Below are 23,123 nucleotides of genomic sequence, written 5' to 3'. Positions count from 1 at the left end.
GCAGCTTCCGAAGAAAGCTCAAGCCATGCCGGTGAGGAACGGGTTCGTCATCCGCTCCTGGCCGAAGCTCGAGCCCGCGCCATGGCCGCAGATGAAGCCGATGTCGTCGCCGAGCGGCAGCAGCTTGTCCTTGATCGAGCTGATCAGCGTCTCGTGGCTGCCGCCGGGCAGGTCGGTACGGCCGACCGAGCCGTTGAACAGCACGTCGCCGACATGGGCGAAGCGCATCGCCTTGTTGAAGAACACCACGCTCCCTGGTGAATGGCCGGGGCAGTGCAGGATGTCGAAGACGAGCTCGCCGATCTCGACGGTGTCGCCTTCTTCCAGCCAGCGGTCCGGCGTAAAGTCGCGCACGCCCGTGATGCCGAAGCGCGCGCCGCTGGCAACGACGTTGTCGAGCAGGAACTTGTCGGCGATGTGAGGACCCTCGATCGGCACCTTCAGCTGATCGCGCAGATCGGCGGCGCCGCCGACGTGATCGATATGGCCGTGGGTCAGCCAGATCTTCTCCACCGTGACCTTGGCTTGCGCGATCGCCGCCTGGATGTTCGGGACGTCGCCGCCGGGGTCGATCACGATCGCCTTCTTCGTGGCCTCGCACCACAGGATGGTGCAGTTCTGCTCGAATGGCGTGACGGGCACGATCATCGCGCCGGCCTTCGCCTTGGTCGGGTTTGGTGTCTGGTTCTGTTCGCTCATGCCGCCAGCATGCCGATTTTTCGCAATGCGCCAAGCGAAAAAGACTGCGAGGCGCGGCGCGATAGCGGCTCGATCGTTGCGCTGTTCTGAACCCACCGCCGGTTCCTGCGTTGGGCCGCACGGTTGCGAGCAGAAAGCGGTTCGAGATGGCGGAGCAGGGCGCCTGGTGGCGCGAGGGGATTTTCTACCAGATCTATCCGCGCTCGTTCCAGGACAGCGACGGCGACGGGGTCGGCGACCTCACCGGCATCATCCACCGCCTGCCCTATCTGATGACGCTCGGCGTCGATGCGATCTGGCTGTCACCGATCTTCACCTCGCCGATGGCCGATTTCGGCTACGACATCGCCGACTACACCGGCATCGATCCGCTGTTCGGCACGATGGAGGATTTCGATGCGCTGGTGAAAGCCGCCCATGAGGGGGGCCTCAAGGTGATCCTCGATCTCGTGCCCAACCACACCTCCGACCAGCATCCGTGGTTTCTGCAGGCCCGGCAATCGCGCGACGACCCGCATCGCGACTGGTACATCTGGCGCGATCCGGCGCCTGACGGCGGCCCGCCGAACAACTGGCTGTCGGAGTTCGGCGGTAGCGCCTGGCAGTTCGACAAGGAGACGGGGCAGTACTACTACCACGCCTTCCTGGCGCAGCAGCCGGACCTGAACTGGCGCAATCCGGCGGTGCGCGCTGCCATCTACAACGTGATGCGGTTCTGGCTGCGCAAGGGCGTCGACGGCTTTCGCGTCGACGTGATCTGGCACCTGATCAAGGACGCTGGTTTCCGCGACAATCCGGCCAATCCCGACTATCACGGCGGCCGGCCGCCGCATGAGCAGATCATCTCGCGCTATTCCGCCGACCAGCCGGAGGTGCACGAGGTCGTGGCCGAGATGCGCGCTGTTGTCGACGAGTTCGACGATCGCGTGCTGATCGGCGAGATCTATCTGCCGCTGGAACGGCTCATGACCTATTACGGCAAGGATCTCGGCGGCGCGCACCTGCCGTTCAATTTCGCGCTGCTGTCGGCGCCCTGGCATGCGCGCGAGATCGAGGCCATCATCGCCGATTACGAGGCGGCGCTGCCGCAAGGGGCCTGGCCGAACTGGGTGCTCGGCAATCACGACCGGCCGCGGGTCGCGAGCCGGGTCGGGCGTGATCAGGCGCGCGTCGCGGCGATGCTGCTGTTGACCCTGCGCGGCACGCCGACGCTGTATTACGGCGACGAAATCGGCATGCATCAGGTGACGATTGCGCCGGAGCAGGTGCGCGATCCCTTCGAGACAAACGTGCCGGGCATCGGCGTCGGCCGCGACGGCTGCCGCACGCCGATGCAGTGGAGCGCACTGCCGGGGGCGGGCTTCACGAATACGTCGCCGTGGCTGCCGGTGGCGGATGATTTCACCCATGAGAACGTCGTCAATCTCACCGCCGACCGGCGCTCCATCCTCAATCTCTACCGGGCGCTCATCCGGCTGCGGAAGACGCATCGCGTGCTCGCCGGCGGCAATTACCGCCCGGTCGCCGCGCAAGGCGATCTGCTGCTCTACCGCCGCGAAGGCGACGGCGAAGTCTTGACGATCGCGCTCAATCTCGGCGACGAGCCGGTGTCTATCGCGACCGGAGGCTCAGGCCTCGACGGCGCGATCCTGCTTTCGACCTGGCTCGACCGCGACGGGGAGCGGATCGACGGCACGCTGGATCTGCGCGGCAATGAGGGCGTGGTGATTGGGCGGAGCGGGTAGCTGCTGTCGTCATGCGCGACGGCGTCACCCCACATTCAGTGTCGTCCCGGGCTTGACCCGGGACCCATACTCCCGGGAGACGCTTGAGGCAGGCCGGCAACTCCGAGTCGTCGCCAAACGACGGCCTGTGGTTATGGGTCCCGGGTCAAGCCCGGGACGACACTGAGTTTAAGGAGGCCGTGTCGCCAACTCATAAGGCACTTGGCCGCGAACGCTTGATCGTTATCGCCTCCGCCCCTTCTTGACCCGTTTCCCCGGGCTCTCCGTTTCGATGTCGCTCCGCCGCAGCAGATAGTCCAGGCCGCCGACGCGGTACCAGCGGTAGCCGTAGGGCTCCAGCACCAGGGTGTGGCGGCCGCGGTCGTCGGCGTGGCTGTGATCCTCGGACAGGAGATTGATCAGCAGCTTGCCGGTGTCATCGGGCAGGCCGACGTCGAAGCTGATCTCGCGCGGCTTCTCATCGAGATTGTGCACGAACAGCACCGAGTTGTTGCGCCAGTCGTAGCGCATGATCAGGACGGCCGGGTCCTTCGTCGCGATGACGGCAAAGTCGCCCCAGCCGACCTCCGGCACTTCCTTGCGCATGCGGATGATGCGCTCGGTCCAGTTCAGCATCGCGTTCGGGTCGCGGCGCTGCCTGGCGGCGTTGACGTGCTCATAGCCATAGGGCCCGTGGTCGATCACGGGCGACGCCGATGTCTCGCTCTTGGTGAAGCCGCCATGCGGCTCGGTCGACCATTGCATCGCCGTGCGCGCGCAATTGCGCTCAGGGAGCTTGAGATCATCGCCCATCGCGAGCTCGTCGCCATAGCGGATGACGGGCGTGCCGGGCAGCGTGAACATCAGGCTGTAGGCGAGCTCGATGCGGCGGCGGTCGCCGCCGAGCATCGGCGCCAGCCGCCTTCGGATGCCACGGTCATACAGCTGCATGCTCTTGTCGGGTCCGAACGCCGCGAACACCGCCGCGCGCTGGTCTTTCGTCAGCCGCCCCAGATCGAGCTCGTCGTGATTGCGCAGGAACAGGCCCCATTGCGCCGAGGCCGGCCGCGGCTTGGTCGCCTGCAGCGCCTTCGCCAGCGGCCTGACGTCGGAGGCGGCGAGCGCATAGAACAGATGCTGGTTGACGTGGAAGTTGAACATCATGTGCATGCGGTCGCCGTCGTCGCCGAAATACTCCATGTCGGTTTCCGGCAGCACGTTGGCTTCCGCCAGGATGATCGCCTCGCCCTGGCGCCATTGCAGGAATTCTCTGAAAGTCCGGAGCATGTCGTACTGCTCGACCGGCTTCTTCACATCGGCGCCCTTGGTCGCGATCACGAAGGGTACGGCGTCCATGCGGAAGCCGGAGACGCCGAGCTGAATCCAGAAACCCATGATCTTCAGGATCTCGGCCTGGACTTCCGGGTTCGAGGTGTTGAGATCGGGCTGGAAATCGTAGAAGCGGTGGAAGTAGTAGGCGCCGGCCTGCTTGTCGAGCGTCCAGGTCGTCTTCTGTACGCCGGGAAACACCATGCCCTTGTCGGCATTGGCCGGCTTCTTGTCGGACCAGACATACCAGTCGCGATAGCGCGATGTCTCGGAGCTGCGCGCATCCAGAAACCACGGATGCTGGTCCGAGGTGTGATTGACGACGAGGTCGATGATCACGCGGATGCCGCGCTGCTTGCAGCCATGGGTGAACTGCACGAAGTCGCCGAGCGTGCCGTAGCGCGGATCGACGTTGTAGTAGTCGGCGACGTCATAGCCGTCGTCGCGCTGCGGCGAGGGCTGGAACGGCATCAGCCAGATCGCGGTGATGCCGAGGCCGTGCAGATAATCGAGCCGGCGCGTCAGGCCCTTGAAGTCGCCGATCCCGTCGCCATCGGCATCCATGTAGGTGCCGACGGCGAGGCAGTAGAACACCGCGTTCTTGTACCAGAGATCATCGATCATGGACGGCGCCCCGTTGCGCCGCCCCTGTGGGCGGCCGGTTGATAAGCCGAAGTGTCGGGTCAGGTTCCGGTTCCGCCGCCAGAGCGCGCTTGGGAGATGCCTGGAATCGGCTATGCTGTTGGGATGGAATCGTCCGCCGCCAGGATCAGCCTCGTCCCCGTCGACCGCCGCCAGTCCGAGACGGCGCTGGCGATCGCGCGCGGCACCTCGCGGCTGCTGCGTTCGCTCGGCTTTGCCACGATCAGCGAGCTGCCGCTGCCCTCGGGCCGGCGCGCCGACCTCGTGGCGCTGAACGAGCGCGGCGAGATCTGGATCGTCGAGATCAAGTCGTCGCTCGAGGACCTCCGCGCCGATCACAAATGGGAGGAGTATCGCCTCCATTGCGACCGGCTGTTCTTCGCCTTCACGCAGGACCTGCCCTGCGAGCTGTTTCCGCAGAGCACCGGCCTGATCGTGGCCGATGCCTATGGCGCCCATCTGCATTGCGAGGCGCCCGAGCACAAGCTGCCGGCCCCGACGCGCAAGTTGATGACGGTCCGTTTTGCGCTCGCCGCCGCCCAGCGCATGAACCGCCTGATCGACCCGCAAGGCCATCTTGGCGATTGATCGCAGCCTGCCGCGGACCGCTGCGGGTCGGCTTCACATCAGGCGCATGATACCGTTCGACACGGTCCTGGAGCGAAAATGGGACGTCGTCGTCTTGGGACACGATCCGGAGCACGGCCGGCGGATTGATTTCGCAGCTTTGCCCGACAATTGCCCCGTATGCGGCGCAACAATCCGGAACAATTTTAACGTTCGAGCGGTATCCAGCCCAGGGGTGCAGACAGGGACGGGCGATGCGTTGGCTGGTCTTGGCGATGACATTGCTGTTTGCGACGGAGCTTCACGCAGAGGAAATGGCGTTCTACGTCATTGGCGTGGGCGCGGATTCCTGTGAGCGCTTCATCGCTGCCGCCGAGGAGCAGCCGCCCGGCACCTACAAGGCGATCGGCAATCCCGACGGGCCCTATGTCAACGCCATCTCGAAATATCAGCAATGGATGATGGGCTACGTCTCGGCGGTCAACGCCGCGCGCGGCGACGAGGGCATGCAGATCAAGCTCGACCTCACCGAGATGGACAGCTGGATGCGCAACTGGTGCAGCCGCAACCAGCGGCGTACGGTCTTCCATGCGCTGCAGGCGTTCGTGAAGTCGCACTGACGGCGAAACGCGGTCCGATCGGTTATTTCGGCGCGCGCTTGGCCAGGATGCGCTGCAGGGTGCGGCGGTGCATGTTGAGGCGGCGCGCGGTTTCCGAGACGTTGCGGTTGCACATCTCGTAGATGCGCTGGATGTGCTCCCAGCGCACGCGGTCGGCCGACATCGGGTTTGACGGCAGCTCGGACTTCTCGCTGGTGGTCGCCAGCAGCGCGGCGACGACGTCGTCGGCATCCGCGGGCTTTGCGAGATAGTCGACGGCGCCCATCTTCACCGCGGTCACGGCAGTGGCGATGTTGCCGTAGCCGGTCAGCACGATTGCGCGCGCCTCAGGGCGCTTGCGCTTCAGCGCCGACACGACGTCGAGGCCGTTGCCGTCACCCAGCCGAAGGTCGACCACGGCGAAAGCCGGCGCCGCCTTGCCGATCTCGGAAATGCCCTCGGCCACGCTCTCGCAGGAGGTGACGGTAAAGCCGCGGGTTTCCATGGCGCGCGATAGCCGCTCGAGGAAGGGCTTGTCGTCCTCGACGATCAGAAGGGAGCGGTCCGGGTGGTTCGTCAATTCGGCGATGGCGCCCACGGTCATATCCTCAGGAGAAGGCTCGATGGTCACGAGACGATCTGTGTCAGCCTCATATGGTCTGCCGATCCGGCGCTGCCAAGATCGCGGGATGCCGCAGTCTGCGGCGTGACGCCGCGCAGGCTGGCGGGCCGTATACCAGGGCGGGCTCCATTCATTCTTCCGGTTCCATGCCGTCAGCGTCCTCGCTGGCTTCGAAACGCCGCCGCGGCCAGGAGATCTGGACCACGGCGCCATGGTCCGGGAAGGTGCGGTTGGTAAACGAGACCTTGGCGCCGGTGCGCTCCAGCAAAGTGCGGGCGATGAACACGCCGAGCCCGAGGCCGCCGCCCTGGTTTCCGCCTTGGTTTCCGCCTTGGCCATCCTCGCCGCTGCGCCGGCGCGACAGATAAGGCTGGCCGATCCGCTTCACGATATCGGGGGCGAAGCCCGGTCCATCGTCGGAGATCACCAGCTCGACGACGTCGTTATTCCACCAGGCATTCACCTCGACCGTGTCGCGCGCGAAGTCGACCGCATTCTCGAGGATGTTGCCGACGCCATAGAGGATCGCCGGATTGCGGGTGCCGACCGGCTCCTTCGCGGCTGTCACGGCGACGCGGATCTTGATGTCGACGCCGAAGTCGCGGTGGGGGGCGACGGTTTCCTCGATCAGGGTCGACAGCTTCATGCGGTCGAACATCGAGCCGGTCGACGACAGCTGGGTGATCTTGCCGAGGATATCGCGGCAGCGCTGGGCCTGCTCGCGCAGGGTCTTGATGTCGGACGTGACCTGGCTGTTGTCCTGCAGCGCCCGCTCCAATTCGCGCGAGATCAGCACGATGGTGGCGAGAGGGGTGCCGAGCTCGTGCGCCGCGGCCGCGGCGAGGCCGTCGAGCTGGGTCAGATGCTGCTCGCGCGCCAGCACCAGCTCGGTCGCGGCGAGCGCATCCGACAGCTTGCGCGCCTCCTCGGTGACCTGGAAGGCGTAGAGGCTGGTGACGCCGATCGCGAGCGCGATCGAGAGCCAGACGCCGAACAGGTAGATCGGCGGAAAGATCAGCGGCTCCTCGCCCTCCCAGGGCAGCGGCAGATGCATGAAGAACAGCGCGGTGGCACAGGCGACCGCGAGCAGCCCGAGCATGATCGTCAGGCGGATCGGCAGGGCGGTCGCGGCGATCAGCACCGGCGCCAGAAACATGTAGGAGAACGGGTTCTCCAGTCCGCCGGTGAGATAGAGCAGCACCGTCAGCTCGATGATGTTGAGCGCGAGCAGGCCGCCGGCATGCGCGGGCTCCAACAGCTGCATCGGATTGAAGGCGATCTGCAGGCCGAGATTGAGCAGCGCCGAGATGCTGATCACGGCGAGGCAGGGGACGACCGGCAGGTCGAACTCCAGCCCCTGCACGACGATGAAGATCGCACTGAGCTGCCCGAGCGCAGCGAGCCAGCGCAGCCGCAGGATGGTGTCGAGCCGAACGCGCTGGCGCGGATGGCGATAGTCCGTATCGGGCGTGTCGATGATCAGGGCGTCGGTCATGGGATCGGAACTTAATGCCGTCAGGGCGCGGCGACAAATCGGCCCGGCCGTTGGTGGCCTGTTGCGGTTTGCGGCACAATGCCTCAATGAACCCAGGACATGACGCAAGATGACGCAGCGCCGACGCCATCGTCGGCTCCCGGATCAGGTTCGCCTGCGATAGCGGTGTCGCGCCTGACCAAGATCTACAAGACGGCCACGGCCGTCGACGGCATCTCCTTTGCGATGTCCCGGGGCAGCATCACGGGGCTGCTCGGCGGCAACGGCGCCGGCAAGACCACGACGATCGCGATGATCATGGGGTTGGTGCAGCCGACCTCCGGCACCGTCGAGGTGCTCGGCCACAAGATGCCGGACGAGGCTGCTGCGGTGCTCGGGCGGATGAATTTCGAGAGCCCCTATGTCGACATGCCGATGCGGCTCACGGTGCGGCAGAACCTCACCATCTTCGGCCGGCTCTATGCGGTCGACCATCTCAAGGAACGCATCGCCGAGCTCGCCGCGCAGCTCGACCTGACCGACTTCATCGACCGCGCCAGCGGCAAGCTGTCGGCCGGGCAGAAGACGCGCGTGGCGCTCGCCAAGGCGCTGATCAACGATCCCGAGCTGCTGCTGCTCGACGAGCCCACGGCCTCGCTCGATCCGGACACCGCCGACTGGGTGCGCGGCCATCTCGAGCGCTACCGCGCGCGCCGCGGCGCCACCATCCTGCTGGCCTCGCACAACATGCTCGAGGTCGAGCGTCTCTGCGACCGGGTCATCATCATGAAGCGCGGGCGGATCGAGGATGACGACAGTCCGGCCGGCATCATGGCGCGCTACAACCGCTCGACCTTGGAAGACGTGTTCCTCGACGTCGCCCGCGGCCGTGACCGGGAGGCCGCACAATGAACGACCTGTCCTTGGCGATCGCTCCTCACCGCATCGGCGCGATGGTCCTGCGCTATTGGTACCTGCTGCTGTCGTCCTGGCCGCGGCTCCTGGAGCTGATGTACTGGCCGACCCTGCAGATCATCACCTGGGGCTTCCTTCAGACCTACATCGCCAGCAATGCCGGGTTCTTCGCCCGCGCCGGCGGCACGCTGATCGGCGCCGTGATCCTGTGGGACATCCTGTTCCGCGGCCAGCTCGGCTTCTCCATCTCCTTCCTGGAGGAGATGTGGGCGCGCAACATCGGCAACCTGATGATGAGCCCGCTCACGCCGATCGAATTCCTGCTGGCGCTGATGACGATGAGCCTGGTCCGGCTCGCCATCGGCATCATCCCGATGACCTTGATCGCGGTCTGGTTCTTCGACTTCAATTTCTACAGTCTCGGCCTGCCGCTGGTCGCGTTCTTCTGCAACCTGATCTTCACCTCCTGGGCGGTCGGCATCTTCGTGTCGGGCCTGGTGCTGCGCAACGGGCTCGGCGCCGAGAGCATCGTCTGGACTTTGATGTTCGCGCTGATGCCGCTGACCTGCGTGTACTATCCGGTGCAGGTGCTGCCGCACTGGCTGCAACTGATCGCCTGGTCCTTGCCGCCGACCTATGTGTTCGAGGGCATGCGGGCACTGCTAACCGACCACGTGTTCCGCTCCGACCTGATGCTGACCGCGCTCGGGCTCAATGCCGCCCTGCTGTTGGCGTCGTTTGCGGCATTCATTGCTCTGTTACGCAGCGCGCGCCGCGCGGGCTCGCTGCTGTCGTCGGGTGAATAATTGCGTTTTCCCGTGGATTTCCGGGCTCATTTCGCTGGTTTGAGGCACGAACTCGTAACTCAGCGCATTGACGCTTAATTACGCATTCGGCAGTATGCTGCGTTGCAGAGAGGGTTGAACGAGAATGCCGATAGGTGAGTTTGGCGGTGCACCGCCCCTGGCGTCGGAAGGCAGTCCGGTCCTGACGACGCCGATGTACTGGATGTACGAAATGGCGCATGCCTCGCTCAATCCGGCGCGCGCCGTCACCGATGCCACCAAGATCCTGTTTCAGAACCCGCTCAATCCCTGGGCGCACACCGAGATGGGCAAGTCGATCGCGGCGGCCTGCGAGCTGTTCGAGCGCACCACGCGCCGCTACGGCAAGCCCGAATGGGGACTCGACGAGACCGAGGTCAACGGCGTCAAGACGCCGGTCGAGGTCCACTCGATCTGGGAAAAGCCGTTCTGCCGCCTGCTCCATTTCGACCGCAAGCACATCCGCCCGCTGCGCAGCCCGCAGCCGCGGCTGCTGATCGTGGCGCCGATGTCCGGCCATTACGCGACGCTCTTGCGCGGCACGGTCGAGGCCTTCCTGCCGACGCACGAGGTCTACATCACCGATTGGGCCGATGCCCGCATGGTGCCACTGGCCGAAGGCCGCTTCGATCTCGACGACTACATCGATTACGTCATCGAGATGCTGCGCTTCCTCGGCACCAACATGCACGTCATGGCGGTGTGCCAGCCGGCGGTGCCGGTGCTCGCGGCGGTCTCGGTGATGGAAGCCGAGCGCGACCCTTTCGCACCTATCTCCATGACCCTGATGGGCGGACCGATTGACACCCGTCGCAACCCGACCGGCGTGAACAATCTCGCCCAAGAGCGCGGCATCGACTGGTTCCGCAACCACGTCATCACCAAGGTGCCGTTCCCGCATCCCGGGGTGATGCGCGATGTCTATCCGGGCTTCCTGCAGCTCAACGGGTTCATCAGCATGAACCTCGACCGCCATGTCGACGCCCACAAGGCGCTGTTCGCCAACCTCGTGAAGGGTGACGGCGACCAGGTCGACAAGCACCGCGACTTCTACGACGAGTATCTCGCCGTCATGGACCTGGCTGCGGAATATTATTTGCAGACGGTGGAGACGGTGTTCATCAAGCACGCGCTGCCGAAGGGGGAGATGACCCATCGCGGCGTGCTGGTCGATCCGTCGAAGGTCACGCGCGTCGCGCTGATGACGGTCGAAGGCGAGAAGGACGACATCTCCGGTCTCGGCCAGACCGAAGCGACGCATGGCTTGTGCTCGTCGATCCCGGATCATCGCCGGGTTCACTACGTGCAACCAGGTGTCGGTCATTACGGCGTGTTCAACGGCTCGCGATTCAAGTCGGAGATCGTGCCGCGCATCAACGACTTCATGTTGTCGGCGGCTGATCCGAAGTCGCTGCTTGCGATTGCTGCTGAATAGCGTCGAGGGAAGGATTTCGCGCAGTCGAATCCGACTGCGCGTTAACTCTTTGAAGAGACTTCGAAAACCCGATTTCAGGAGTGACTCAAGCAGTGAATGTGGCGTCGCTACTTGAGCGGTGCTTCTGATTCTGAATTCACTTTTTGAGCTCGCGCAGAGGCCCAAACTCTGGGGTGCGGAACCCCCGGAGCCCCTGTATGTTGGGCAAATGATTTGTTTTTGCGCCGAGCGCTTTCCCTGGCGGTGGATATGGCAAAATCCGGGCGAGTTCTTCCCTCCCGGACTGACAGAAATGGCCACTCGCGCGCTACTCTATCGGCGGCCCGCCGAACCCTCGCGTCTTCTCGTCAAGCACGGCTCGCAAATCTACTCGATTAGATTGCGGCGTCACCGTCGTGCGCGACGTTATACACTGAGAATCCATCCGTCGGATCGCGAAGCGATCCTGACGATGCCTCCGCGCGGCACCATCATCGAAGCAAAAGACTTCGCGCAGCGTCACGGCGCGTGGATCGCCGCGCGTCTCGGCCGTCTGCCGAAGGCGGCGCCGTTCCTGCCGGGCACCTTGGTGCCGCTGCGCGGCGTGCCGCACAAGATCGTGCATCGCGCCGGCGAGCGCGGCACGGTGTGGACCGAAACGCGTGACAGTGGCGAGAAGATCCTGTGCGTGGCCGGTGGCATCGAGCACACCGAGCGCCGCGTGCTCGACTTCCTCAAGCGCGAAGCGCGCCGCGACCTGCAGAAGGCCTCCGACGCCTATGCCGAGCAGCTCGGCGTCAAGGTCAAGCGGCTGTCGATCCGCGACCAATCCAGCCGCTGGGGCTCATGCACCTCGGCCGGCTCGCTGTCGTTCTCGTGGCGCCTGATCCTCGCGCCGCCCTTCGTGCTCGATTATCTCGCAGCGCATGAGGTCGCGCATCTGATCGAGATGAACCACTCGGCGCGGTTCTGGAAGGTGTGCGGCAAGATCTGCGGCTCGGTCGAGCGCGCCAAGAAGTGGCTCGACACCTGCGGCAACGACCTGCACCGCTACGGCGTCGAGGACTGAGACATCGAACGATCGGCGATGGAAGACGACAATGGCCCGGCCTCTTGGTCCGGGCCATTTGTTTGAGTTCCGTCATCCGAGCAGAAGCGATCCATCAGCTATCGAATTCTTAAGCCTCCTCACATGCAACCAGAGGAGTCCGGCCAATTCGCCAGCGCTTTAACGTGGCTGTAACGACGACCTCGCCAGATTCGAGCTTGATCAACCCCCAAGGTGACGCCCCAGCAGAAGTCGGGGCGTTCGCTGCAACCCCAGTGCTGATCGTTTCTCCCAAAACGTGCAGCGCGCCTCGAATCGAACGATGCTTGCAAGCGAGTTTCAACCGGCCGCGTCCGCTCCACTGCTCTCGGCCGCGCTCGAGCGTGCTTCCGAAGCGATCCTCTTTCTCGACGCGCGTGGCCGCGTCCATCACGCCAACAACGCCGCCGCGGCGCTGCTGCGGCGCGATCTGGCCAGCCTGATCGGGGCCGAGCTCGCGGATCTGGGCGTGCCTGCGGACGCGATGCCGGCGACGCTTGAAGACGAGGAGCCGGGCGATGAGGCGGCGGATCGCCGGTCTGCGTGTGACGAGGCCGATTTTGCCTGCGAGCTGACGATCCGCCATGAGGACGGCTCTCGCAACCGCGTCCACCTGACCCGCCATCAGCTCCCCTCCGGCCCGACGCCGGTGCGCTCGCTGCTGCTGATGCGCGACGTCACCTCCGAGGTCCAGTTGCGCGAGCGCAACGCGCTGATGACGTCGGTGGCGGACCGGAGCAACCGTGCCGTCGTCGTGGCGGATCACGAGCTGAAGATCCTCTACACTAACGCCGCCTTCACCTGCATCTATGGCTACTCCGCCGAGGAGGCGCTCGGACAGCAGGTCGAGAAGCTGCTGTCCGGCCCCTGCACCGATCCCGCGCTGGTCGAGCGCTTGAAGCAGTGCATTCTCGATGATCAGGGCGTCGAGGAAGACCTGCTGATCTATGACAAGGACGGCCACGAGATCTGGACCACGGCGCATGTGAAGGCGCACCGGAGTCGCCACGGCAAGGTCAAATATCTCGTCGGCCTGCTCAGCGACATAAGAGAGACCAAGCAGCTGCGCTCGCTGCAGCAGCTGATCATGTCGTCGCTGGCATCCGATCTGTCGATCACGACGATCGCCGACCAATTGTGCCGCCGGGTCGAGGAGCTGGCCCCCGACGTGGTCTGCTCGATCCTGCATGTCGATTCCGAGGGCAAGATTCACCCGCTCGGCGGGCCCAGCCTGCCGCCGGCCTATTCCGCCGGCCTCGATGGCGTTGCGATCGGGCCGGATGTCGGCTCCTGCGGCACCGCGGCCTATCTCTGCGAGCCGGTGCTGGCGCGCGACATCGACAGCGATCCGCGATGGCAACTCTACAAGGACGGGCCCTTGGGTGCCGGCCTGCGCGCCTGCTGGTCGACCCCGATCCAGGGCAAGGACGGCCGCGTCATCGGCACCTTCGCATTCTATTTCCGGGAATGCCGCGGGCCGAGCCCCTGGCATGAGCAGATCGTGCAGGCCTGCGTCCAGCTCGGCGCGCTGGCGATCGAGCGCCAGGAGGTCCGCTCGACGATCTCGCAGGTCGCCTATCACGACATGCTGACGGGCCTGCCCAACCGCGCCCGCATCCCGTCAATGATCGCCGAGGCGATCAAGGCCTGCCCCGAAGGCAGCCATCTCGCCGTCGCCTTCCTCGACGCCGACAATTTCAAGGACGTCAACGACACGCTCGGCCATGCCGCCGGAGACGAGTTCCTGGTCGGCTTCGCCAACCGCTTGCGGGCGCAGATCAGGCCCGGCGATCTGCTGGGCCGGCTCGGTGGCGACGAGTTCGTGATCGTGCTGCAGAACCGCGATGCGCTCGAGTGCTCGCTGGCGGCGGCGCGGATCACCGCGGCGCTGGCGATGCCGCTGACGATCGGCAAGCGCCAGGTGCCGATGTCCGCGAGCATGGGGCTCAGCCTGTATCCGGACAATGCCAAGGATATCGAGACCCTGATCAAGCAGGCCGACGGCGCGATGTACAAGGCCAAGCGCGCCGGCCGCGCGACCTATCGCTTCTTCAGCGCCGATATCGACAAGCTGGCCGAAGAGCGCCTGATGCACTCGACCGCGCTGCGCGAGGCGATCGCCAGCGAGGCGCTGACGCTGCATTACCAGCCGCAGATCTGCACCAAGAACGGTGCGATCCATGGCGTCGAGGCGCTGGCGCGCTGGCATGATCCGGTGCTGGGCGAGGTGTCGCCGTCCAAGTTCATCCCGCTCGCCGAGGAATGCGGCCTGATCGAGCAGATCGGCGTGTGGTCGATCAAGACCGCCTGCCAGCAGATGGCGTCCTGGCGCCGCGCCGGTCTCGACATCCCCTGCATCTCGGTCAACCTGTCGCCGATCAACTTCCAGAACGTCAATCTGGCGGCTGTCGTGGCGCAGATCCTGGCCGCCAACGACCTGCCGGCGAAGATGCTGATGCTGGAGATCACCGAAGGCGTGATCCTCAACGAGCGCGCCACGGTCATCGCCACCATGAGCGAGCTGCGCAACATGGGCGTCGGCCTGTCGCTGGATGATTTCGGCACCGGCTATTCCAGCCTGAGCCGGCTGGCGCAGCTGCCGATCCACGAATTGAAGATCGACCGCAGCTTCATGCGCGATTTCGAGAACGACCAGGGCACGCGGGCGATCGTCACCGCGGTGGTCCGGGTCGGCCAGAGCCTCGATGTGAAGGTGGTGGCCGAGGGCGTCGAGACCGAGCCGCAGCGCAAGCTGCTCGCCGAGCTCGGCTGCGATGCCATGCAGGGCTTCCTGTTCGCCCGTCCGATGGCCGCCGGAGCCTTCAACCGCTGGCTGCTGGACTACAGCTCCTATCGCGCCAGCCTGATGCTGCGCCAGGTCGGACGGGCGCTGGCGCAGGCGGCGGGATCGGTGGCGGTTGAGCCGTCGCCGCGCCCGGCCGCCAAGGCGGCTGGCTGAGTTAGCCGCGCTTCATCGTCTCCCCAGCCGAGATCGCGGCACAGCTCGGTGCCGTACCATCTCGCTTCCATCGTCATTCCGGAGCAATCGTCAACGCGCGTGAGCGCGGTGGCGATTGAACCCGGAATCTCGAGATTGTTGGAAAAGAACAACACCAGGCCAAATCGAGATTCCGGGTTCAAGGCCTGCGGCCTTGCCCCGGAATGACGGTGGGTGTGGCGCTATCGGCGGAACGCGATCAGCTGAAATCAGCGGCCGCCGAACAGGCGGTCCACCAGCCAGCCGTCGAGGCCGGCCGCGGGTTCAGGCCGGACATTGCCGCGGCTGGCGTTCGGCGCCGACGAGCGCGCGGCGTAGGCGGCATTGGGCGCGGGGGCAGGAGCCGTCGGCGCCGTGATCTGCGAGGCGATCTGCGCCAGCGTCGGCACCAGGCCGGCGCCTTGTGCATTCGGTAGCGCTGCCACCGGCACGCCCTGATGCGCCGCGCGCATGAAGCGGGTCCAGACCTCGACCGGCAGGCCGCCGCCGGTGGCCTTCTTGGTCGGCGAGTTGTCGTCATTGCCGAGCCAGACGCCGGTGACGAGGCGCGAGGTGTAGCCGATGAACCAGGCGTCGCGGAAATCCTGGCTGGTGCCGGTCTTGCCGGCGGCGACCCAGCCGGGAATCTCCGCCTTCTTGGCGGTGCCCGAGATCAAGGTCTCCTGCATCATCTGGTTCATCATCGCGACGTTGCGCGGGTCGATCACCTGCGCGGCCTGCTCGTTCTGGCGCATGTAGAGCAGCTTGCCGTCGAGCGTCTTGATCCGCGTCACCACATGCGGCGAGACGGCGAGGCCGCCATTGGAGAACGGCGCGTAGGCGCCGACCAGCTCGATCATCGACACCTCGGACGTTCCGAGCGCGATCGACGGGTTGGGGTCGAGCTTCGAGGCGATGCCGAGGCGGTGCGCGGTGCGCACCACGTTCTTCGGCCCGACTTCGAGGCCGACGCGCACGGCGACTGTATTGAGTGACATCGCGAGCGCTTGGGTCAGCGTCACCGGCCCGAAATACTCTTTCGTGTAGTTCTCCGGCCGCCAGCCCTTCAGATCCAGCGGCGCGTCCTGCCGCACGGTGTCGGGCGTCAGGCCCTGCTCGATCGCGGTGAGATAGACGAACGGCTTGAACGCCGAGCCGGGCTGGCGCTTGGCGGTGACGGCGCGGTTGAACTGGCTGTCCGAATAGTTGCGGCCGCCGACCATGGCGCGCACGGCGCCATCGGGCGTCATTGCCACCAATGCGCCCTGGCTGACGTTGAACTTCACGCTCTTGGCCGCGAGCTCGTCGATAACAGCGGCTTCCGCCACGCTCTGCAGCTTCGGGTCGATGGTGGTCTCGACCACGATCGAGTCCTCGACCTGGCCGACGAGATCGTCGAGCACCTCGCCGATCCAGTCGGCGACGTAGTTCACGGTTCCGGCCCCGGCCGGCTTCACCGCGACGGAGGGATGCGCGATCTGGGCCTGCGCCTGGGCCTCGGTGATGAACTTGGCATCCGCCATCGCCGCGAGCACGGTCTGCGCCCGCTTGGCGGCGCCCTCCGGATTGCGGTTCGGCGCCAGCCGCGACGGTGACTTGACGAGGCCGGCGAGCATCGCGGCCTCGGCCACGGTCACCTGCCGCGCCGACTTGCCGAAGTAACGCTGCGCCGCCGCCTCGACGCCATAGGCGCCGGAGCCGAAATAGACGCGGTTGAGATACAGCTCCAGGATCTCGCGCTTGGAATATTTGCGCTCCAGCCACAGCGCGAGCTCCGCCTCCTGGAGCTTGCGGGCGAGCGTGCGCTCCTGGGTCAGGAACAGGTTCTTGGCGAGCTGCTGCGTCAGGGTCGATCCGCCCTGCGACACGCCGCGATGCAGGATGTTGGCGACCACGGCACGCGCGATGCCGATCGGGTCGATGCCGAAATGCTGATAGAAGCGGCGGTCCTCGATGGCGATGAAGGCCTTCGGCAGATAGGGCGGCAGATCCTTCAGCGCGACATTGGCGCCGGCCATCTCGCCGCGCTGCGCCAGCATGGTCCCGTCATAGCCCACGATCTCGATCGTCGGCGGACGCTTCGGGATTTCCAGCGATTGGATCGGCGGCAGATGCGCGCCGGCCCAGATCACGACGCCGACCAGCCCGATGACGCCCCACAGGCCGCACACGACAGCCCAATACGCCATGCGGCCGATCGACATCCCCCAGCGCGATTTGCTGCGGGCAGGCTTGGCTTTTGATGGGGTGGGTTTCGGCTGGGCAGATTTGGGCTCGCGCGCCGGCACATCGTCCTCGTCGTCCGGCTCGACCGGCTTCTTCTTGGTTGATTTCTTCGGCGCGTCTTCGCCGGCCGGAATGCGGTCCTTGGGATCGAGGCGCAAATCGGCCATCGCCGCCGCAAGGCCGAAACGCGGCTCCTTGCGACCGCTGCCGCCCTGTTTCCGTCCCCGCGCCATACGCAACCCGAGCCCTGCCGTCCGACCACGGTAATGTCCGGAGTTTAAGGGGCAGTTAGGAAAAGCTTAACGCGCAATTAGGAGTTCCGCGCCGTCAACGCCGCGTTATGGTTAAGCAGACGTAAACAACAAACAGGCGAGGAGATTCATGGGCCATATCGATCCCACCAAGGAGGTGTTCGCGCAGTTCCGCGACAACGACCGGCCGGGTCCGATCCACATGCTGAACCTGGTGCGGCTGCGCAAGGAGGCCGCCTATCCGGACGGCCGCAAGGCCAGCGGCGCGGAAGCCTATGCCGCCTATGGCCGCGAGAGCGGCCCGGTGTTCGAACGCCTCGGCGGCCGCATCGTCTGGCAGGGCCGCTTCGAGCTGATGCTGATCGGCCCGCAGGAGGAGCGCTGGGATCATTGTTTCATCGCGGAGTATCCGTCTGTGCAGGCCTTCGTGGAGATGATCAGGGATCCCGTCTATCGCGAGGCGGTGAAGCATCGCCAGGCGGCGGTGGAGGATTCGCGGCTGATCCGGCACGCCGTGCTACCGGTGGGGAAGAATTTTGGCGAGGTGCCGGAGTGATACTCCTGCAATGAGGTGACGAGCACCTGAGCAGCAGCTCCATCTTCAATGATCAGCCCGTGAAGCGCGAGATCATCCCATGCTGTCGTCCCGGACAAGCCCGCTGACGCAACGCGTCAGCGGGCGCAGATCCGGGACCCATACCGCGTGATCTATCTTGAGGCAGGGGGCTGGTTGAACCTGTCGTGCCCCAAACTCCGCCCGGGGTTATGGGTCCCTGCGTTCGCAGGGACGACACCGGTGGTGCAGCGGCGTCGGGGCAGACCCAGACGAGATGTCGATAGCGCAGCTCCCGGTACGGGCCTGTTCGGAATGCCCGCTTGCGCAACACATAAGTTCATGCTTATGTCTCGGCATGATCGAGAGCGACATCTTCAAAGCCCTGGCCGACCCGACGCGCTACGCGATCTTCGAGAAGCTCGCCGCCGGCAGCATGAATGCCAGCGCGCTGCGCGAGGGGCTGACGATCAGTCAGCCGGCGATGTCGCAGCATCTCGCGGTGTTGCGCAATGCCGGGCTGGTGCGCGAAGAACGGCAGGGCCGTTTCGTCAACTACGAGGTCGATCCCGATGGACTGGCGCAGATCGCGCGCTGGCTGGCGAAGTACCGCGCCTACTGGCCGTCACGGGTCGATGCATTGAAAACCCTGCTGAAGGAGATGGACCAATGACCGATCTCGAGGCTGGCCGGCAGGGCGACGATCTGGTGCTCGACTACGAGCTCGACGCACCGCCGGAGAAGGTCTGGCGTGCCATCAGCATTCCCGCCTTTCGCGAAGCCTGGCTGCCGTCAGGAGACCTCGCCGATGCCGCGCCGATCTCGTCGACCTCGGGCGAGGAAGTCCGCTACCGGATGCGCGATGACGCGCCGCCCTATCTCGAAAGCATCGTGACGTTCCAGGTCACACCCAATGCCGATGGCGGCACGCGGCTCAGGATCATCCACGGCCTGCCCGCGACGATGCGGATGAGTTGTATGCCGCCCGCGGCGAACAGCAACACGCGCAGTCTCATGCGCGCGGCCTGACGCTCTAACCCATCACCAACTCACTGAACGGGAGCTCGCGCATGCGCGACACGATGCAACTCGTCCCCATGGTCATCGAGCAGTCGAGCCGCGGCGAGCGATCCTTCGACATCTATTCGCGGCTGCTGCGCGAGCGCATCGTGTTCCTCAACGGCGAGGTCAACGACACCGTGTCCGCGCTGGTCTGCGCGCAGCTGCTGTTTCTCGAGGCTGACAATCCGAGGCGGCCGATCCACCTCTACATCAATTCGCCCGGCGGCGTGGTCACCTCTGGGCTCGCGATGTACGACACGATGCAGTTCGTCAAGGCGCCGGTGCACACGCTGTGCATGGGAACGGCGCGGTCGATGGGATCGTTCCTGCTGATGGCGGGCGAGCCCGGCGAGCGGACGGCGCTGCCCAATGCCAGCCTCCACGTCCATCAGCCGCTCGGCGGCTTTCAGGGGCAGGCGTCCGACATCATGATCCACGCCAGGGAGATGGAGCAGACCAAGCGCCGCATGATCCGGCTCTATGCCGAGCATTGCGGCCGCAGCTACGAGGACGTCGAGCGCACGCTGGATCGGGATCACTTCATGACCGCGGACGAGGCGCAGGACTGGGGGCTGATCGACCGGGTGGTCAAGCAGCGGGATCTGGCGAGCGTCAGTGGTGATTGATCGTCTGCCGCCCTCGGATGCGTGATCGGAGTTTTGTGCGCCTCCAACTCCTCGTCGTCATGGCCGGCCCGTCCCGGCCATCCACGTCGTCCGGCATTCTGAGAACGACGTGGATGCCCGGGACAAGCCCGGGCATGACGGAGTAACCAACGCGTTTGATCGCTCGTAGTGACAGATGTGCGATAACGCGCCTTCTTCCGGTCGACAGTTGTTATCCACGAGAGGCCGCGGCGTCCTGGATGCCCGCCGGAGCCTGTCATCGAGCTCGCCAAAAGGCGAGACCCGGTGGCGGGCATGACAGCGATGGGTGCGGAGGCGCCGGGGCTACCCAGCCGCTCCCGTATCCTCGATGATCGGGCCGAACAGCTCCCAGCGCTCGCCGTTGAACTTCATCATCTGCATCTGCTTGTTGATGCGGAAGTCGGTCGGCGAGGTGTTGATCGAGAGGCCGGGCAAAGCAAGGCTGGGCACGTAGCCCTTGATGTTGGCGGCTTGCCGCATCACGTTTTCCCGCGTGAGATCGTCGCCGCACTGGCGCAGGATCTGCACCAGCAGCTCCGCGGTCGAATAGCCGTAGGTGTTCACCGTGTTGAGCTTGTCGCCTTCAGGATAATACTTGTCCATGAACTCGAAATAGGCCTTCACGCCGGGATCGTCCTTCCATTCCGGATCGGCTGGGTCCTTGCCGTAATTGGTGCTGATGATGTCCTTGGAGATGTCCAGGCCGGCGGGCTTGAGCGTGGCCGACACCGGGCTCGCGTTGATGTCGAGGATGTGCACCGGCTTCCAGGCGAGATCGGCGAGTTTCTTGATCGCCTGCGCCGCGAATTTCGGCGTCGAGGCGTTGTAGAGCAGGTCGGCGCCGGAGGATTTCAGCTTGACGATCTGCGAGTCCACGGTCGGGTCGGACAGCTCGTAGGACGCCTCCGACACGATCATGCTGTCGGCCTTGGATCCGAGGCCGCTGCGCAGGCCGGCGATGTAGTCGCGGCCGAGATCGTCGTTCTGGTAGAGGATGCCGATCTTGGCGTTGGGGTGGTTGGCCAGAATATACTTCGCGTAGATCCGCCCCTCGGACTGGTAGTTCGGGTTGTAGGCGATGGTCCACGGAAAATTCTGCGGATCGGTGAAGCGCGACGCGCCGGTCGAAGCCAGCAGCTGCGGCACCTTCTTGGCGTTGAGATATTTCTGCACCGCAGCGTTCGACGGCGTGCCGATGATCTGGAAGGTGAACAGCACCTCGTCGCCTTCGACCAGCTTGCGCACCTGCTCCACCGCCTTGGGCGGCGAGTAGGCGTCGTCATACTGGATCAGATTGAGCTTGCGGCCGTTGATGCCGCCCTTCTCGTTGATCATGCGCAAATAGGCGGCCTGGGTCTTGCCGATGCCGGCATAGGCGGACGCCGGGCCGGAGAACGGCACGGTCTGGCCGATCTTGATCTCGGTGTCGGTGGCGCCGGTGTCGTATTTCTTCTGGGCGTAGGCGGATGTGGAAAGCGCGATGGCAAGCGACGCAGCAAGCGTCATGACACGTGCCATGGCACCGAGACCGAACAGTGACGTTCTCATGCGAGTCCTCCCTCCGGTGATATCTGTCGATGGTTCTTCTTGGTTGTTATGTCGCCATCGCTGCACGCGAGTGTGGAGGAAGCAAGTCGACAAGGCAACGTTTCAGAGAGCGACCAACCGGCGCAATCCGTGCCGCAACGCAAAAGGGCTGCGCGCTGGCGCAGCCCTTTACCGGTTTTGCAAGTCGAATGCTTCTGCTCCTCACCCTGAGGAGCCCGCCGAAGGCGGGCGTCTCGAAGGGCGAGGCCCCAGCTCGGGCCTCATGGTTCGAGACGCGCCGCGAGTTTGTAGCTTTCGTAATGGCCAGCAGCCGGGCGCGGCGCTCCTCACCATGAGGGGAAAAAGCCGAGGGCGGCACTGCACACCGGCCATGAACAAGCCGAGAGGCTTGTTCATGGCGAAGGTCGGGCGCCGAAACTGGCGGAGAACTAACCCGCCGCGCCCTTGTCCTCCAGGATCGGGCCGAACAGCTCCCAGCGCTCGCCGTTGAACTTCATCATCTGCAGCTGCTTGTTGACGCGGTAGTCGGTCGGCGAAGTGTTGATCTTCATGCCCGGCAGCGACAGGTCGCCGACGACGTCCTTCAGCGAGGCTGCCTGCTTCATGACGTTCTCGCGCGTGAGATTGTCGCCGCACATCTTCAGGATGGTCACCAGGAGCTCGGCGTTGCCGTAGCCATAGGTGTTGAAGTTCGAGTTCTTGTCGCCGTCCGGATAATACTTGGCCATGAACTCGAAATAGCGCTTCATGCCCGGATCGTCCTTCCACTGCGGATCGAGCGGATCCTTGCCGTAGTTGACCGAGATCACGCCCTTCGACGCTTCCAGGCCCGCCGGCTGCAGCACCGCGCCCACCGATGTCGCATTGATGTCAACGATGTGCACGGGATGCCAGTCGAGCTCGTGCAGCTTCTTGATCGCCTGCGCCGCCTGCTTCGGCGTTGCTGCCGAGAACAGGAGGTCGGCGCCGGCCGCCTTGAGCTTCAGGAGCTGGGAATCGATGGTGGGATCGGACACCTCGTAGGAGGCCTCGGACACGATCATGGTCGCGGCCTTGTCGCCGAGGCCGGCCTTGATGCCGTTGAGATAGTCCTTGCCGAGATCGTCATTCTGATAGAGCACGCCGACCTTGGCGCTGGGATGCTCCTTCAGAATGTATTGCCCGTAGATGCGGCCTTCGGTGAAGTAGTTGGGATTGTATCCCATGGTCCAGGGAAAGTTCTTCGGATCGGTGAACTTGGTGGCGCCGGTCGCCGCGAACAGCTGCGGCACCTTCTTGGCGTTGAGGTATTTCTGGACGGCGGCGTTGGACGGCGTGCCGATGATCTGGAACGTCAGCAGAACTTCGTCGTCCTCGACCAGCTTGCGCACCTGCTCCACGGCCTTCGGCGGCGAATAGGCATCGTCATACTGGATCAGCTTGAGCTTGCGGCCGTTGATGCCGCCCTGCTCGTTGATCATGTTGAAATAGGCGGCCTGGGTCTTGCCGATCGAGGCATAGGCCGAGGCGGGGCCCGAGAACGGCACGGTCTGGCCGATCTTGATCTCGGTGTCGGACGCGCCGGGATCGTATTTCTTCTGGGCCTGGGCTGACGTGACGGAGAGCGTGACGGCCAACGCGGCCGCGCCGGCAAGACGGATAATTCCCTGTCGCATGGGGTCTATCGTTCCTCCTGATTTGTTATGCGGCTGGTCTACCCTGCGGGCGCCATCGCTGGGGGGCAGTGTGGAGGAACGGCTGGGCGCGCGCAAGGCGAGTAGGGCAGGGGGCGGCGGTTCCGGCGATATCGCTATGACATGCCCAGTTGGCTCAACAAGCTCGGTGTCGTCCCGGCCAAGCCCAGGCGTCGCGTAGCGACGACGGGGCGCAGAGCCGGGATCCATAGCCACCGGCGGTCGTGTGGCGAGGACTCGGAGTGGCGATCGTGCCTCGAGCGCTGCCCGGGATTATGGGTCCCGGCTCA

General features: G+C 64.9%; 19 protein-coding genes. 12 read left to right on the top strand and 7 right to left on the bottom strand.

The genetic code is table 11. From position 1 onward, the window contains the following. Positions 1–18: 18 nt before the first annotated feature. Complete coding sequence (locus NLR35_RS18630; protein ID WP_257167971.1) at positions 19–699, bottom strand: MBL fold metallo-hydrolase; 681 nt, start codon at positions 697–699, stop codon at positions 19–21. Between the two features lie 146 nt (positions 700–845). Here NLR35_RS18630 and NLR35_RS18625 point away from each other — a divergent pair, with 146 nt between their 5' ends. Beyond that, positions 846–2,444, top strand: a complete 1,599-nt coding sequence (locus NLR35_RS18625) for an alpha-amylase family glycosyl hydrolase (RefSeq protein ID WP_257167970.1) — start codon at positions 846–848, stop codon at positions 2,442–2,444. A 222-nt stretch (positions 2,445–2,666) separates the two neighbouring features. On the opposite strand, the gene NLR35_RS18620 is transcribed toward NLR35_RS18625, so the two are convergent. Then, positions 2,667–4,376, bottom strand: a complete 1,710-nt coding sequence (locus tag NLR35_RS18620) for an alpha-amylase family protein (RefSeq protein ID WP_257167969.1) — start codon at positions 4,374–4,376, stop codon at positions 2,667–2,669. A gap of 123 nt (positions 4,377–4,499) precedes the next feature. Between NLR35_RS18620 and NLR35_RS18615 the strand changes: the two genes are divergently transcribed. After that, entirely contained in the window at positions 4,500–4,982 is a 483-nt protein-coding gene (locus NLR35_RS18615) for an MmcB family DNA repair protein (RefSeq protein ID WP_257167968.1), read from the top strand. A 233-nt stretch (positions 4,983–5,215) separates the two neighbouring features. Continuing rightward, positions 5,216–5,581, top strand: a complete 366-nt coding sequence (locus NLR35_RS18610; RefSeq protein WP_257167967.1) for a hypothetical protein — start codon at positions 5,216–5,218, stop codon at positions 5,579–5,581. Positions 5,582–5,603: 22 nt separating this feature from the next. On the opposite strand, the gene NLR35_RS18605 is transcribed toward NLR35_RS18610, so the two are convergent. Together NLR35_RS18605 and NLR35_RS18600 are read right to left on the bottom strand one after the other, a co-directional pair. Further along, complete coding sequence (locus NLR35_RS18605) at positions 5,604–6,158, bottom strand: ActR/PrrA/RegA family redox response regulator transcription factor (protein WP_035646275.1); 555 nt, start codon at positions 6,156–6,158, stop codon at positions 5,604–5,606. Positions 6,159–6,312: 154 nt separating this feature from the next. Continuing rightward, on the bottom strand, positions 6,313–7,677 hold the full coding sequence (locus NLR35_RS18600) for an ActS/PrrB/RegB family redox-sensitive histidine kinase (RefSeq protein ID WP_257167966.1): 1,365 nt from the start codon (positions 7,675–7,677) through the stop codon (positions 6,313–6,315). 99 nt (positions 7,678–7,776) lie between these two features. Here NLR35_RS18600 and NLR35_RS18595 point away from each other — a divergent pair, with 99 nt between their 5' ends. From NLR35_RS18595 to NLR35_RS18575, 5 genes are all read left to right on the top strand, one after another. Next, complete coding sequence (locus NLR35_RS18595) at positions 7,777–8,568, top strand: ABC transporter ATP-binding protein (protein ID WP_257167965.1); 792 nt, start codon at positions 7,777–7,779, stop codon at positions 8,566–8,568. After that, a complete protein-coding gene (locus NLR35_RS18590; protein ID WP_257167964.1) occupies positions 8,565–9,377 on the top strand; it encodes an ABC transporter permease in 813 nt (270 codons plus the stop codon). The genes NLR35_RS18595 and NLR35_RS18590 overlap by 4 nt, the downstream gene beginning before the upstream one ends. A 124-nt stretch (positions 9,378–9,501) precedes the next feature. Next, positions 9,502–10,830: a polyhydroxyalkanoate depolymerase gene (locus NLR35_RS18585; protein ID WP_257167963.1), complete on the top strand. Its 1,329-nt coding sequence runs from the start codon at positions 9,502–9,504 to the stop codon at positions 10,828–10,830. Between the two features lie 208 nt (positions 10,831–11,038). After that, entirely contained in the window at positions 11,039–11,878 is an 840-nt protein-coding gene (locus NLR35_RS18580; protein WP_083846380.1) for a M48 family metallopeptidase, read from the top strand. Positions 11,879–12,179: 301 nt separating this feature from the next. Beyond that, on the top strand, positions 12,180–14,855 hold the full coding sequence (locus NLR35_RS18575; protein ID WP_257167962.1) for an EAL domain-containing protein: 2,676 nt from the start codon (positions 12,180–12,182) through the stop codon (positions 14,853–14,855). A gap of 248 nt (positions 14,856–15,103) precedes the next feature. On the opposite strand, the gene NLR35_RS18570 is transcribed toward NLR35_RS18575, so the two are convergent. Then, positions 15,104–17,332: a transglycosylase domain-containing protein gene (locus NLR35_RS18570; protein WP_257167961.1), complete on the bottom strand. Its 2,229-nt coding sequence runs from the start codon at positions 17,330–17,332 to the stop codon at positions 15,104–15,106. 148 nt (positions 17,333–17,480) lie between these two features. On the opposite strand from NLR35_RS18570, the gene NLR35_RS18565 reads away from it, so the two are divergent. From NLR35_RS18565 to NLR35_RS18550, 4 genes are all read left to right on the top strand, one after another. Continuing rightward, complete coding sequence (locus NLR35_RS18565; protein WP_257167960.1) at positions 17,481–17,906, top strand: DUF1330 domain-containing protein; 426 nt, start codon at positions 17,481–17,483, stop codon at positions 17,904–17,906. 355 nt (positions 17,907–18,261) lie between these two features. Further along, entirely contained in the window at positions 18,262–18,576 is a 315-nt protein-coding gene (locus NLR35_RS18560; RefSeq protein ID WP_257167959.1) for a helix-turn-helix transcriptional regulator, read from the top strand. After that, the gene (locus tag NLR35_RS18555; RefSeq protein WP_257167958.1) at positions 18,573–18,932 is read left to right on the top strand and encodes an SRPBCC domain-containing protein; all 360 of its coding nucleotides are present in this window, start codon (positions 18,573–18,575) and stop codon (positions 18,930–18,932) included. Before NLR35_RS18560 ends, NLR35_RS18555 begins: the two co-directional genes overlap by 4 nt. A gap of 41 nt (positions 18,933–18,973) precedes the next feature. After that, positions 18,974–19,591, top strand: a complete 618-nt coding sequence (locus tag NLR35_RS18550) for an ATP-dependent Clp protease proteolytic subunit (protein ID WP_257167957.1) — start codon at positions 18,974–18,976, stop codon at positions 19,589–19,591. A gap of 324 nt (positions 19,592–19,915) precedes the next feature. Here NLR35_RS18550 and NLR35_RS18545 read toward each other — a convergent pair whose 3' ends face one another. Together NLR35_RS18545 and NLR35_RS18540 are read right to left on the bottom strand one after the other, a co-directional pair. Then, positions 19,916–21,160, bottom strand: coding sequence for an ABC transporter substrate-binding protein (locus NLR35_RS18545; RefSeq protein ID WP_257167956.1), 1,245 nt, complete (start codon positions 21,158–21,160; stop codon positions 19,916–19,918). Positions 21,161–21,588: 428 nt separating this feature from the next. Next, on the bottom strand, positions 21,589–22,815 hold the full coding sequence (locus NLR35_RS18540) for an ABC transporter substrate-binding protein (RefSeq protein WP_257167955.1): 1,227 nt from the start codon (positions 22,813–22,815) through the stop codon (positions 21,589–21,591). Between the last annotated feature and the right edge of the window lie 308 nt (positions 22,816–23,123).

The sequence above is a fragment of the Bradyrhizobium sp. SRS-191 genome, from assembly GCF_024586915.1.
GTDB lineage: Bacteria > Pseudomonadota > Alphaproteobacteria > Rhizobiales > Xanthobacteraceae > Bradyrhizobium.
The sequence above is the reverse complement of the archived record's forward strand: the minus strand, read 5'-3'. Positions and strand labels throughout refer to the sequence as shown.